The 12,203-nt window shown below is 59.7% G+C and carries 12 protein-coding genes; 9 read left to right on the forward strand and 3 right to left on the reverse strand.

What is annotated here, in order from left to right; all coding sequences use genetic code 11:
• Together LG376_RS06420 and LG376_RS06425 are read left to right on the forward strand one after the other, a co-directional pair.
• On the forward strand, positions 1 to 291 hold the full coding sequence (locus tag LG376_RS06420; RefSeq protein WP_049377224.1) for a hypothetical protein: 291 nt from the start codon (positions 1 to 3) through the stop codon (positions 289 to 291).
• A gap of 164 nt (positions 292 to 455) precedes the next feature.
• The gene (locus tag LG376_RS06425) at positions 456 to 710 is read left to right on the forward strand and encodes a hypothetical protein (RefSeq protein ID WP_225746546.1); all 255 of its coding nucleotides are present in this window, start codon (positions 456 to 458) and stop codon (positions 708 to 710) included.
• A gap of 633 nt (positions 711 to 1,343) precedes the next feature.
• Here the strand turns inward: LG376_RS06425 and fabG are convergent.
• Positions 1,344 to 2,111: a 3-oxoacyl-ACP reductase FabG gene (gene fabG, locus LG376_RS06430; RefSeq protein ID WP_225746547.1), complete on the reverse strand. Its 768-nt coding sequence runs from the start codon at positions 2,109 to 2,111 to the stop codon at positions 1,344 to 1,346.
• 227 nt (positions 2,112 to 2,338) lie between these two features.
• On the opposite strand from fabG, the gene clpX reads away from it, so the two are divergent.
• On the forward strand, positions 2,339 to 3,634 hold the full coding sequence (gene clpX / locus LG376_RS06435) for an ATP-dependent Clp protease ATP-binding subunit ClpX (protein WP_049377221.1): 1,296 nt from the start codon (positions 2,339 to 2,341) through the stop codon (positions 3,632 to 3,634).
• Positions 3,635 to 3,703: 69 nt separating this feature from the next.
• On the opposite strand, the gene LG376_RS06440 is transcribed toward clpX, so the two are convergent.
• Positions 3,704 to 4,468, reverse strand: coding sequence for a TetR/AcrR family transcriptional regulator (locus tag LG376_RS06440; RefSeq protein WP_225746548.1), 765 nt, complete (start codon positions 4,466 to 4,468; stop codon positions 3,704 to 3,706).
• Positions 4,469 to 4,841: 373 nt separating this feature from the next.
• Here LG376_RS06440 and LG376_RS06445 point away from each other — a divergent pair, with 373 nt between their 5' ends.
• From LG376_RS06445 to ndk, 6 genes are all read left to right on the forward strand, one after another.
• Positions 4,842 to 5,792 carry a malate dehydrogenase gene (locus LG376_RS06445; protein ID WP_049377219.1) on the forward strand — a complete coding sequence of 317 codons (951 nt, stop codon included), beginning with the start codon at positions 4,842 to 4,844 and terminating at the stop codon, positions 5,790 to 5,792.
• Positions 5,793 to 5,872: 80 nt separating this feature from the next.
• A complete protein-coding gene (locus tag LG376_RS06450; RefSeq protein WP_225746549.1) occupies positions 5,873 to 8,593 on the forward strand; it encodes a valine--tRNA ligase in 2,721 nt (906 codons plus the stop codon).
• Entirely contained in the window at positions 8,593 to 10,128 is a 1,536-nt protein-coding gene (locus tag LG376_RS06455; protein WP_049377217.1) for a folylpolyglutamate synthase/dihydrofolate synthase family protein, read from the forward strand. Before LG376_RS06450 ends, LG376_RS06455 begins: the two co-directional genes overlap by 1 nt.
• A complete protein-coding gene (locus LG376_RS06460) occupies positions 10,125 to 10,637 on the forward strand; it encodes a DUF4233 domain-containing protein (protein WP_049377216.1) in 513 nt (170 codons plus the stop codon). The genes LG376_RS06455 and LG376_RS06460 overlap by 4 nt, the downstream gene beginning before the upstream one ends.
• A gap of 54 nt (positions 10,638 to 10,691) precedes the next feature.
• Positions 10,692 to 11,003 (forward strand): hypothetical protein, encoded by a 312-nt coding sequence (locus LG376_RS06465; protein WP_225746550.1) that lies wholly within the window; start codon positions 10,692 to 10,694, stop codon positions 11,001 to 11,003.
• A 78-nt stretch (positions 11,004 to 11,081) separates the two neighbouring features.
• Positions 11,082 to 11,492: a nucleoside-diphosphate kinase gene (ndk, locus tag LG376_RS06470; RefSeq protein WP_225746551.1), complete on the forward strand. Its 411-nt coding sequence runs from the start codon at positions 11,082 to 11,084 to the stop codon at positions 11,490 to 11,492.
• Positions 11,493 to 11,761: 269 nt separating this feature from the next.
• On the opposite strand, the gene LG376_RS06475 is transcribed toward ndk, so the two are convergent.
• On the reverse strand, positions 11,762 to 12,112 hold the full coding sequence (locus LG376_RS06475) for a metalloregulator ArsR/SmtB family transcription factor (protein WP_225746552.1): 351 nt from the start codon (positions 12,110 to 12,112) through the stop codon (positions 11,762 to 11,764).
• Between the last annotated feature and the right edge of the window lie 91 nt (positions 12,113 to 12,203).

Consider the following 12,203-nt stretch of genomic DNA (forward strand, 5'->3'; position numbering starts at 1 on the left):
ATGACTGCTGCAGAAATCTTCCAGTCCCTCATTCACGTTGCAGGCTTGGCGTTGGTCTTCGGCGCTGGCATTCCGCTACTTTTCTCCTTGGGCATGCGGTGTATGACCGGTGACCCCATTCGCGACGACAACGGCGTCGTTGTTGGCGATACCCCTGCAAGCCCTCAGATGAAGGTGCTTGGCTGGACTGTCTATGCGGTGCTGGCCGTAGTTATCCTGGTGGCCATCATGTGGATTGCCCGCGATACGCTGGACCACTACTTTGGCTTCACGCCGTTTGGTGACCTCTAAGTCATTGTCCTTCCTTGGGGGCAAACCTCTAATGTGTCGTGCGACACACTTTCTGTAAGTTAACAAAAGGTTAACTTAAAGCAACCAAAGGGTTGCCTAACGAGGGTATGTCGCGTATATTCCTCTGTATCAAACAGAGAGAAAGCCACATGGAGGTGTGAGAAATGAACATGATGCGTTCTTTGATGGACGGCATCGCTGATGCGTTCAAGGGCTCCACCACTGGTACCGGGCTGGACACTGTATCGGGTGCTCCGGTTCGTGCTTTGGTGGCAGAATCCCTGCTTGACGCTGATAAGACCCCTGCTACGACTAAGGACGTTGCAGAGGCGCTAGAAACCGTCACCGGTCATGCACCGGATGAACTTGAGATGCTCGATGCAGAACTTTTCCTGCTCGACTTCGACTGGCTGCAGTAGGCAGCAAATGAATGAAATCCCACGAGGCCCCTCGCCGCACACTGTGTAGTGAGGGGCCTCGTGCTTTGTGCACATGGGGGGTTAAACGACAAGATGTGTTGTTTTCCGGCGTGTCGGGGTAAACGACATTTTGTGTTGGTGGACTGCGTGGTTTAGGGCACGTGGCCTTTGCGTATTCCCATAGAGTGGTTGTAGGCACTGCCGAAAGTTGCTGGTCGGCCGTATTCAAGGCCGCTGGTGGCTTGTGTTTCTTGGCTGGCTAGGGTGTCCACGTGAGCATGTGGGTCTGCCCCCTGATGCGTCCACTTTCCTGGGTCGGCCTTTAGCGCGAGTGTCAGTGGCTTTACAGGCGTTCCGTCGCCTTCGCTGGCGGATTGGTACTTGTAGTCCCGTAATTTTGGTGCACACCCCGCTACAGACGGGGCATCGAGGATGATTCTTACTCATCCATTCATCGTGAACCTCAGCGCTTAGCACATCAGCACGCCCCCGGCGGTATTTCAGGTCCGAGGCTGCGTTTTCCCTCCGGATAAGTGAAATAATCCTAATATCAGCAGGCCAGACGGGCTAAACATATAACTTCACCAACACATCCTGTCGTTTAGGCCCACATGGGGGCGTCGGCAAGCGCGGCTAATCGCGCGGCGGCAGTATGGCCTCGGGAGTCTCGGGCAAGAGCTGGCCGCCATCTATGACGAGGGTTTGGCCGGTGATGTAGCCTGCCTCTTCCGAGGCCAGGAAGGCTGCCGCAGTGCCAATATCGCGCGGGGTGCCCAGGCGGTGCAGCGGTACTGACCGCGTCATTTGATCGAGGTACTCCTGGCCTTGGGCCTCGAGACCCTCGGTGAGGATATTGCCTGGGAGGACGCCGTTAATGGTGATGCCATCGCGGGCCACTTCCAGCGCGGCTGAACGCATAAACCCCTGCTGGGCGGCCTTGGAGGCGCCGTAGTGGGCCCAACCCGGAAAGCCCGTGTGTGAGCCGGTAATAGATGTGGTGATGACGATGCGCCCATAGCGGCGTTGCTTGAGGTAGGGGAGTGCCTCTTGGACCACCTTGAAGGTGCCGTGGGTGTTGATGGCAAACATCGCCTCCCACTTTTCATCGGTCATCTCTGCCAGCGGACAGTTGGGAAAGACCCCGGCATTGGAGCACACAATGTCGAAGCCGCCGTGCTCGGCAGTGACCTGGCGATACAGGTCCTTAACCGAAGCGCGGTCGGTGACGTCCACGCGAATGGCGCTGGCACCCAACTCCTCAGCGGTAGCGGTGGCGTGGTCGAGGTCGATATCGGCGATGACAACGGTGGCGCCGGCCTCCCGCAGCGAGGAGACGATGCCGCGGCCAATGCCGGAGGCGCCGCCGGTGACAATGGCTACTCGTCCTGTGAGATCGAACATTATGCTCCTGTTCCTAAAAGGGGTGGGATGAGGGTGATTTCACCTTCTAGTTTAGGCCGCAGGAGCAGGAAAGGCCTGGGAAATTCGCCACGCGGGAGGGAATGAATGAAGGGCCTGTCGGGTTGATTTACTAAGGTAGAAACAGATGAAGATTAAGCCGCTCGGAAGGGTAGAATCGTCCTTCCAACTGTGGATAGCGGTACGAAAAGCGAGTGTGAAAGAACTTAATGGCACGTATGCAAGAAAGCGCTGACCTGCTCAAGTGTTCCTTTTGTGGCAAGAGTCAGAAGCAGGTGAAAAAGCTCATCGCCGGCGGCGGTGTCTACATCTGCGATGAGTGCATCGAGCTATGCAATGAGATCATCGAAGAGGAACTGGGCCAAGAGCAGGCGCAGGAATCCTCCGATGCGGAGGTGCGCCTGCCTCGGCCCTCGCAGATTTCCGCCTTCCTTGATAAGTACGTCATCGGCCAAGACAAGGCCAAGCGCGTCTTGTCTGTGGCAGTGTATAACCACTACAAGCGCATCAAGGCCGAAGAGTCGGCCGCATTGGAGGCCCGCCGCAAGAAGGCCGAGGGCGATGAGGTGGAGATTTCTAAGTCCAATATCTTGATGTTGGGCCCCACCGGTTCCGGTAAGACCTACCTAGCGCAGACCTTGGCCCGGCTTCTCGATGTCCCCTTTGCCATCGCCGATGCCACCAGCCTCACCGAGGCCGGCTACGTGGGCGAAGATGTGGAAAATATCCTCCTGAAGCTGCTGCAAGCCGCGGACTTTGACGTGGAGCGTGCCCAGCGCGGCATCATCTACGTCGATGAGGTGGACAAGATTTCCCGCAAGTCCGAAAATCCGTCCATTACCCGCGATGTCTCCGGTGAGGGCGTGCAGCAGGCGCTGCTGAAGATTCTAGAAGGTACTGTGGCGGCCATCCCGCCGCAAGGCGGCCGCAAGCACCCGAATCAGGAGTTTATCCAGCTGGATACCTCCAATATCTTGTTCATTGTGGCCGGCGCCTTCGCAGGCCTGGATCAGGTCATTGCGGATCGCGTGGGCAAGAAAGGCGTGGGCTTTGGCGCCAACTTGGATACCAAGGACGAGCGCGAAAAGGTTGACCTTTTCTCCCAGGTGCGCCCCGAGGATCTAGTGAAGTTCGGCCTTATTCCAGAGTTCATCGGCCGCCTACCTGTCGTGGCCACGGTGGATAACCTGGACCGTGAATCCCTGGTGAAGGTGCTCACCGAGCCAAAGAACTCGCTGGTTAAGCAGTACAGCCGCCTCTTCGAGATGGATGACTGCGAATTGGAGATTGAGCCTGCGGCTTTGGATGCCATCGCGGAGCTCGCCTTGGAGCGCAAGACGGGTGCGCGTGGCCTGCGCGCCATCATGGAAGAGCTTTTAGTCCCGGTCATGTACGATCTGCCGGACCGCGAAGACATCGCCACGGTGCATATCACCCCAGAGTGCGTGACCGAAGGCGCGGAGCCGCAGTTTAGCTATAAGGATGAGGCAAAAGAATCTGCCTAAGGGCTCTCCGCTTACATCCTTGCCACTGTCCGCAGGCAGGGTAGGGTGTGGGTCGGAAGGTCCGCGCTATTACTCCTCGCTGTAGATATCCTGCGGGGAGGCCTCGTCGCCTTCCTTGGTATCGAACGAGGACGAGGTGAGGTAGGACTCGTGGCCCGAGGCCGGAATATTGGCGGTCAAAAACGCCAGCACAGCATCAACGGTGAGCCTATGCATGCCGTCGATATTTTCTTGGGTATTGAAATTAACGCCCAGCATGTTTTCCACCATCACCTGGTTGGTTACGCGGTAGACCGTCAACGAGGAAATCAGGGTGAAAATGTCAGTGGCGGAGATGCCGGGGCGGAAGGCGCCGGCATCTTGGCCCAAGAGCAGCAGGCGGTCGAGGTGGAGGGCTACCCCGGCGACGTCGGCAATAGCCTGCTGTGCCGGGTCCAGAATCTGCTGGTTAGTTTCCCACACCAGCATGCGGATGGCCTCCGGGTTGGCTACGCGCTCGCGAAAGAGCCAATCCACCAGCTTGCGTACGCCTTCGACCGGAACCGTGGTATCGATTTCCAGGGCATCCTCAGGCGGATTGAGGCGCTGCGCGGCGGTGCTCAGCGCTCGTAGGTAAAGGCCCTTCTTATCACCAAAGTGGTAATGGATCATGCGCTTGGACATGCCGGATTCTTGGGCGATGGTCTCTAGCTTGGTTTCTGCAAAGCCAAAGCGAGAAAACTGCTTGATCGCAACGTCCACCACGGAGTCAATGCTGACGGACTCCGCGTGGGCCGCGAGAGCAGAATCTGCCTGGTCTGCAGCTTGCAGTGGGTCAGTATTCTCAGTGCTCATTGCGTAAGTCCTTAATCCTTGCGGCGCGGCGGTGGCGCGGTGAACTGATGTCTCATAGTGCGGGAGTAGGAAATCCCTAGGCATTCTGGGTGTGCAGCGTGGGGGAGTGTCCCGCATTTCCTTTTCCTATCATGCCCGATTAATCACCCCGTGCGGGAGTATCTGGCCCATTGGGGGCGCTAATTTGGAGGTAAATGGGGGTAATTTAACGCAAGTGCTCTAGATTTTCCCTCCAAAAGAGGGGGCCAGATTCACAGCGCGGATGCTGGCAGTGGGGCTAAGCTCGGTGGTGGATTACATTCCGTGGCGGTGCGAGCACACTGGCTCGCGTGTGCCGCCCATGTCGCAGCCATTATTGAGGAGGCTTTACACCATGACTCAGCCCGTCAAAATCACTGTCACCGGCGCCGCCGGCAACATCGCGTATTCGCTGCTGTGGCGCATCGCTGCCGGTGATGTGTACGGAAAAGACACCCCGGTAGACCTAGCGTTGCTGGAAATTCCTGCTGCGGTGGAAAAGGCCCACGGCGTAGCCATGGAGCTCAATGACTCCGCCCTGCCGCTGGTTAACTCCATTACGGTTACTGATGATCTCAAGGAAGCCTTTGAAAACACCTCCGCTGCCTTCCTTGTCGGCGCTCGCCCACGCAGCAAGGGAATGGAGCGCGCCGACCTGCTGGAAGCCAATGGCGCCATCTTCACCAAGCAGGGCAAGGCCATCAATGACTACGCCGCGCGCGATGTCCGCGTGCTCGTAGTGGGCAACCCGGCTAATACCAATGCGCTCATCGCGGCGAATAATGCACCGGACTTGGATGATTCCCAGTTCACTGCCCTCATGCGCTTGGACCACAACCGCACCTTGAGCCAGCTAGCGCTAAAGACCGGCAAATCCACTACTGATTTCACCAAGGTCGCGGTCTGGGGCAACCATTCTGCTAGCCAGTTCCCGGATATTACCTATTCCAACGCTGAGGTGGACCAGGAGTGGTACCGAGAGGAAATGATCCCCAAGGTGGCCAAGCGCGGTGCGGAAATTATTGAGGTACGCGGCAGCTCCTCGGCCGCTTCGGCGGCGTCGGCAGCCGTGGACCACATGCATGACTGGATCCATGGCACCGAAGATTGGCGCACCGCGGCGGTAGTATCGGACGGATCCTACGGCGTTGACAAGGGCCTTATTTGCGGATTCCCCACAGTCAGCCGCAATGGCCAGTGGGAGATTGTGCAGGGGCTCGAGCTCACTGAATTCCAAAAGGAGCGCATCGAGGCCTCTGTGGCCGAGCTGCGCGAGGAGCGCAAGGCCGTGGCGGACCTGCTCTAAAACCTGCTCGGTGCGCACCTCATACTCGGTGCGCACCCTGCCTGGCTGAGCCGGTTGACGCGCAAGGTAGAATCGGCCAGGTGACTGAGCAAAATAATGAGCAATTAGTTGGTACCAACCGCGCCGATGCGCTGCCTAAGTCGTGGGAGCCGCAGGCCGTAGAGAAGGACCTCTATGAGGGATGGGTAGAAAAGGGCTACTTCACTCCGGATGCGAATTCGGAGGCCGAGCCCTATTCCATCGTGCTGCCGCCGCCGAATGTGACCGGTCAGCTGCATATGGGCCACGCATTGGACCACACGCTGATTGATTCCATTATTCGCCGCAAGCGCATGCAGGGCTATGCCACCCTGTGGCTGCCCGGTGCCGATCACGCCGGCATTGCCACCCAGACCAAGGTCGAGGCCAAGCTCAAGGAGACCGAGGGCAAGAAGCGCTGGGATTATGAGCGCGAAGAATTCATTGGCAAGGTCTGGGAATGGAAGGAGCAGTACGGCGGCACCATCCAGAACCAGATGCGGGCCATCGGCGACTCCGTAGACTGGTCCCGCGAGCGTTTCACCTTGGATGATGGCCTCTCCCGCGCCGTCCAGACCATCTTTAAGAACCTCTACGACGAGGGCATGATCTACCAGGCCAACCGCCTGGTGAACTGGTCGCCGGTGCTAGAGACCGCCGTCTCCGATATCGAGGTGGTGTACAAGGACGTCGAGGGCGAGCTGGTGTCCATCCGCTATGGCTCGCTCAATGACGATGAACCGCACCTCATCGTGGCCACCACCCGTGTGGAGACCATGCTGGGTGACGTTGCCATTGCCGTCCACCCAGACGATGAGCGCTACGCCGACTTGGTGGGCAAGGAGCTGCCGCACCCGTTCCGCGATGACCTGACGCTCAAGATCATCGCCGATGACTACGTAGACATGGAATTCGGTACCGGTGCGGTGAAGATCACCCCGGCACACGACCCGAATGACTACGCGATGGGCACCCGACACGACTTGGAGATGCCTACCGTTATCGATACCACCGGCCACATTGCCAATACTGGCACCCGCTTCGACGGACTGACCCGCGAGGAAGCCCGCGTGGAGATCCGCGAGGCGCTGCGCGAGCAGGGCCGCATTGTTAAGGAAATCCGCCCGTACGTCCACTCCGTGGGTCACTCGGAGCGCTCCGGCGAGCCCATCGAGCCGCGCCTGTCCCTGCAGTGGTTCGTGGACGTAGCCAAGATGGCCAAGGCCTCTGGCGACGCCGTGCGCGAGGGCGATACCACCCTGCACCCGCAGTCGCTCGAGCCGCGTTACTTCGAGTGGGTGGATGACATGCACGATTGGTGCATCTCCCGCCAGCTGTGGTGGGGCCACCGAATTCCTATCTGGTACGGACCAGAAGGTGAGGACGGCCAGCGAGACATCGTCTGTGTCGGCCCTGATGAGGAGCCGCCGGCAGGATACGAGCAGGATCCGGACGTGCTGGATACCTGGTTCTCCTCCGCGCTGTGGCCATTTTCCACCCTGGGCTGGCCAGAAAAGACCCCGGATCTGGAGAAGTTCTATCCCACCAACGTGCTGGTCACCGCCTATGACATCTTGTTCTTCTGGGTGGCCCGCATGATGATGTTCGGCACCTTTGCCGGCTCCCACACCCCGGAGCTTTTGGGTGAGGGCACCGATGGCCGCCCGCAGGTTCCGTTCAAGGACCTGTACCTGCACGGCTTGGTCCGCGATGAGCAGGGCCGCAAGATGTCTAAGTCCTTGGGAAACGGCATTGACCCGATGGATTGGGTGCGCGATTACGGTGCGGATGCCCTGCGCTTTACCCTTGCCCGCGGCGCCAACCCCGGCGTGGACCTGCCGCTTGGCTCCGATGCCGCCGCGGCCGCCCGCAACTTTGCTACCAAGCTCTTTAACGCCACCAAGTTCGCGCTTATGAACGGCGCTGGAGTGTCCACGCTGCCGAACCGGGCGGAGCTTAGCGACGCCGACCGCTGGATCCTCGACCGCGCCGAAGAGGTTCGCGCCAAGGTGGATGCCTACCTGGATGACTACCAATTTGCCAAGGCCAACGAGCTGCTCTACCACTTCACCTGGGACGAGCTATGTGACTGGTACTTGGAGATTGCCAAGACCCAGATCCCGCGCGATGGCGTAAGCGAGCAGGGCCGCAATACCCAGATCGTGTTGGGACGCGTGCTCGACGTTGTTCTGCGCCTGCTGCACCCGACCATGCCATTCGTCACCGAGGTGCTGTGGAAGGCGCTGACCGGCGGCGAATCCATCGTCGTGGCACCATGGCCAACCGTTGCCGATACCAACGGTGGCGCCACCAAGGATGAGGTGGCCGCCCGCCGCATCGAGGACGCCGATAAGCTCATCACCGAGCTGCGCCGCTTCCGATCCGACCAGGGCGTAAAGCCTTCCCAGAAGGTGCCGGGCCGCCTCGACTTTGCCGCAGCGGATCTCACCGGCCAAGAGGAACTGGTGCGCAATCTGGCCAATACCACCGCCCCGGGCGAGGATTTCGATCCTTCCGCCTCCATCGAGGTACGCCTTTCCCAGGCCACCGTGGAGGTCACCCTGGATACCCACGGCGCCGTGGACGTAGAAGCCGAGCGCAAGCGCCTGGAAAAGGACCTGGCCAAGGCCAATAAGGAACTGGAGCAAACCGGCAAGAAGCTGGGCAACGAGAACTTCTTGTCCAAGGCACCGGAAGAAGTGGTCAATAAGATCAAGGAGCGCCAGCAGATCGCCCGCGAAGAGGTCGAGCGCATCACCAGCCGTCTGGAGGGTCTGAAGTAGTGGCGGACAAGGACAAGGAGACTGAGGACTTCGAAATCGTCGATGCCCTCAAGGAAGGCACCGATGGTGGCCCGGTGGAAATTACCGAGTCCGGCCTGACTCTCAACTTGGGCATGGGCAGCGAGGACGAGTACAACGAGGCCGCACCACAAGAGGTGTCGGCCGAAGAGCTGCGCGCCCTCGCGGAGGTAGAAGACGAGCTCAACGAACGCTGGCCGGAAACCAAGATTGAGCCTTCCCTCGACCGCATCGAGATGCTCATGGATCTGCTTGGCCACCCTGAGCGTTCCTTCGACGTCATCCACATTGCCGGCACCAACGGCAAGTCCTCTACCGCGCGCATGGTGGATTCGCTCCTGCGCGCCTTCCACCGCCGCGTCGGCCTGGTGACCAGCCCGCACCTGCAGCGCGTCACGGAGCGCATCGGCATCGATGGCCAGCCCATCCACCCGCGCGATTATGTGCGCATCTGGCACGAGATTAAGCCTTTTGTGGAGATGGTCGATGCCCAGTCGGACGTCCCCATGTCCAAGTTCGAGGTCCTCGTTGGCTTGTCCTATGCCGCGTTTGCCGACGCCCCCGTGGACGTCGCCGTCGTCGAAGTCGGCCTCGGCGGCCGGTGGGATGCCACCAACGTGGTCAATGCGGACGTCTCCGTCATTACCCCGGTGGGCTTGGACCACACGGATTACTTGGGCGATACACTCGCAGAGATTGCTGGTGAAAAGGCCGGCATTATCAAGCCGCGCGAGGATGCCGATGATCCGCTGACCCCGAATGAAAACATCGTGGTCATTGCCGAGCAGGATCCGGAAGCAATGCGGGTTATCCTGCAGCAGGCCGTGGACGTGGAGGCGGGTGTCGCCCGCTCCGGCTCCGAATTTGCTGCCCTCGAGTCTCGCATCGCCGTCGGTGGTCAGCAGGTCAACATCCAGGGCCTTGGCGGCCTGTACGAGGATATTTTCCTGCCCCTGCACGGCGAGCACCAAGCCAAGAATGCTGCCGTGGCTCTTGCTGCGGTGGAGGCGTTCTTCGGCGCCTCGGCCGGCCACCCGCTGGATGTTGCGACCGTGCGCAATGGTTTTGCCCAAGCGATTTCGCCCGGCCGCCTGGAGCGCGTGCGCACCTCGCCGACGACGTTTATTGACGCCGCCCATAATCCACATGGCGCCAAGGCACTAGGTGCTGCACTGGACCGCGATTTCGACTTCGCCCGCCTCATCGGTGTGCTCTCGATCTTCGCGGATAAGGACGCTACCGGCATCCTTACCGCGCTAGAGCCGTACCTCACCGAGGTAGTCATCACCCAAAACTCCTCGCCGCGCGCCCTCGATGCCTACGACTTGGCAGAGACCGCCCGCGATATCTTTGGCGAGGAGCGCGTACACGTAGCCGATAACCTGCCGGGCGCCTATGCCCAGGCCGTGGAGCTTGCCGAGGACGCCGAGGTCCAGTCCGGCTCCGGCATCATCATCACCGGGTCGGTCGTCACCGCTGGTGATGCCCGCGCGATGTTTGGAAAGGAACCTGCATGAGTCGCGACAATCACCACCCAGGCGGAGAGCGCCAACCCCGCCCGCCCCGCAGCAGCCGTGCCCGCGGCCGCGAGGAACATATCCCTGAAAGCGAGATCGGACCCCTCGGCATGGGCCAAGCCCCAGTCAAGGACCCACTTAAAAGCTTCAACGGGATGGTCATTGCCAGCTCCCTGACCATGGAGGCGCTCGCCCTATCCTTCGCACTGCCGATGCTGTACAAGCTGTATGACGGTACCTTGTGGACCCCCTTCAACTACGGCTTTGTCATCGCCGCAGTGGTATTCCACCTCGTGATGATCGCGTTCATGAATAAGAAGTGGGCGCTGTCTGTCATCGTATGGGCGCAGCTGTTGTGCGTCATTGTGGGCTTTATGGTCCACTGGGCCGTGGCCGCCATCTTCATCATCTTTGGCATGGAGTGGCTGCTGGCCGTCTACCTGCGCAGCAACCTCATCGCCCGCATGAAGCGCGGATACCTCACCACGCAGCACCTCAACGAGAAATAGCACGGTAGCCTTGACGCCTTCGGCGAGTGGGCAAGACGCGATAGACTGGCGGCCATGCGCACTCTCTATCTCGTCCTTGCCGCACTCGCCTGCGTCGCCGCGGTGGTAGCCCGCGCCGCTACGGGAACGCCGTGGCTACCGCTAGTCGCCCTCATTATTGGCGGCGTTTTTCTGGTTTTGGCCCTGCGGAGCAACTTCGAGCCGGCCAAAGAAGCCACCTTCGAGGATTTGGATAAGGAACAGCGCGCGGAGCTGCAACGCCTGCTGGCCAATGGCCAGTTTGGCGCCGCAGTAGGCCAAGTGCGCCTGTGGTTTCGGGGCACCTCGCAGGAGCGTGCCGAAGAGATAGTTAAACAACTCGCATAGCCCTGGACCCCATACTTTTACCCCAAAGGAATACCCCAGCGCGCGACGCATGCGTGCGGTTTCGGTACAGTGTGGGGCATGACTGAACGTACACTGATTCTCATCAAGCCGGACGGCGTAAAGAACGGCCACGTAGGCGAAATCATCTCCCGCATCGAGCGCAAGGGCCTGAAGCTGGCCGAGCTCGACCTGCGCGTTGCTGACCGCGAGACCGCGGAGAAGCACTACGAGGAGCACAAGGATAAGCCATTCTTCGGTGACCTCGTCGAGTTCATCACCTCCGCACCGCTTATCGCTGGTGTTGTCGAGGGCGAGCGCGCCATCGAGGCATGGCGCCAGCTGGCCGGTGGCACCGACCCGGTCTCCAAGGCCGCCCCGGGCACCATCCGCGGCGACTTCGCTCTGACCGTTGGCGAGAACATCGTGCACGGCTCTGACTCCCCTGAGTCTGCAGAGCGCGAGATCGCTATCTGGTTCCCGAACCTCTAAACGTCTGCGCACTTAGCGCATCGTTCAGCCCGAGCCTGTAGGCTCGGGCTTTATTTATTGCTTGATCCATAAGCCCAGACGTAGAGCCGCAAACCGAGTATCCGGCCCTATCCTGAATAAATATTGCAACGGCAAAGCCGCAAATACGTAGAGAGGCAGAACTTAAGCAGGGGTTTGTTCTGGGAGTTGAAGGTGCCTAACGCGGCAGATCATTGCTGAGGATATTGCACGCGAGGTCATTCACTTCGCAGACTAGGACTGGAGTTCTCCTAATCGAAGGAGAGCAACTGGCGCAGTGTGCGGAAGGCTTCCTTTTGCACTCGATGGGTAACGGTACGGCCCGATTGTTGCTTGATTAAAAGACCGGATTTCCTCAACTTGCCGAGGTGATGAGATACCGTCGGTTGGCTAAGGCCGGAAAGCGCGGTCAACTCCGTAACACTCATCGGGCCGCAGCCCTCGTCGCACAATATGGATAGCAGGCGCAGGCGGGCTGGGTCAGCAAGTACTTTAAATTGCTGGGAAAAGCGGAGGGAGTCGCCCTGGCTGAGCGGGCCACTGCTCAGGGAACAGCACTGTGCATCCGGGGTGTTGTCGGCATTGCTAGGGGAGGAGTCCATGCACACAGTATAAGGAGCCTTCCTCCCACTCCGTTATATTGACGAGTATCAATATGGGTGATTAAAGTACTGATCGAAAGTTGAATTCCTC

It is taken from the genome of Corynebacterium sp. Marseille-P4611 (genome assembly GCF_916618765.1).
GTDB classification, from domain to species: Bacteria; Actinomycetota; Actinomycetes; order Mycobacteriales; family Mycobacteriaceae; genus Corynebacterium; species Corynebacterium marquesiae.

Excerpts from the sequence above, each read along its gene's own strand:
- LG376_RS06460 (WP_049377216.1), top strand. The coding sequence starts at position 10,125 with ATGAGTCGCGACAATCACCACCCAGGCGGAGAGCGCCAACCCCGCCCG.
- fabG (WP_225746547.1), bottom strand. The coding sequence starts at position 2,111 with ATGTTCGATCTCACAGGACGAGTAGCCATTGTCACCGGCGGCGCCTCC.
- LG376_RS06440 (WP_225746548.1), bottom strand. The coding sequence starts at position 4,468 with ATGAGCACTGAGAATACTGACCCACTGCAAGCTGCAGACCAGGCAGAT.
- ndk (WP_225746551.1), top strand. The coding sequence starts at position 11,082 with ATGACTGAACGTACACTGATTCTCATCAAGCCGGACGGCGTAAAGAAC.
- LG376_RS06425 (WP_225746546.1), top strand. The coding sequence starts at position 456 with ATGAACATGATGCGTTCTTTGATGGACGGCATCGCTGATGCGTTCAAG.
- LG376_RS06420 (WP_049377224.1), top strand. The coding sequence starts at position 1 with ATGACTGCTGCAGAAATCTTCCAGTCCCTCATTCACGTTGCAGGCTTG.
- clpX (WP_049377221.1), top strand. The coding sequence starts at position 2,339 with ATGGCACGTATGCAAGAAAGCGCTGACCTGCTCAAGTGTTCCTTTTGT.
- LG376_RS06445 (WP_049377219.1), top strand. The coding sequence starts at position 4,842 with ATGACTCAGCCCGTCAAAATCACTGTCACCGGCGCCGCCGGCAACATC.
- LG376_RS06465 (WP_225746550.1), top strand. The coding sequence starts at position 10,692 with ATGCGCACTCTCTATCTCGTCCTTGCCGCACTCGCCTGCGTCGCCGCG.
- LG376_RS06475 (WP_225746552.1), bottom strand. The coding sequence starts at position 12,112 with ATGGACTCCTCCCCTAGCAATGCCGACAACACCCCGGATGCACAGTGC.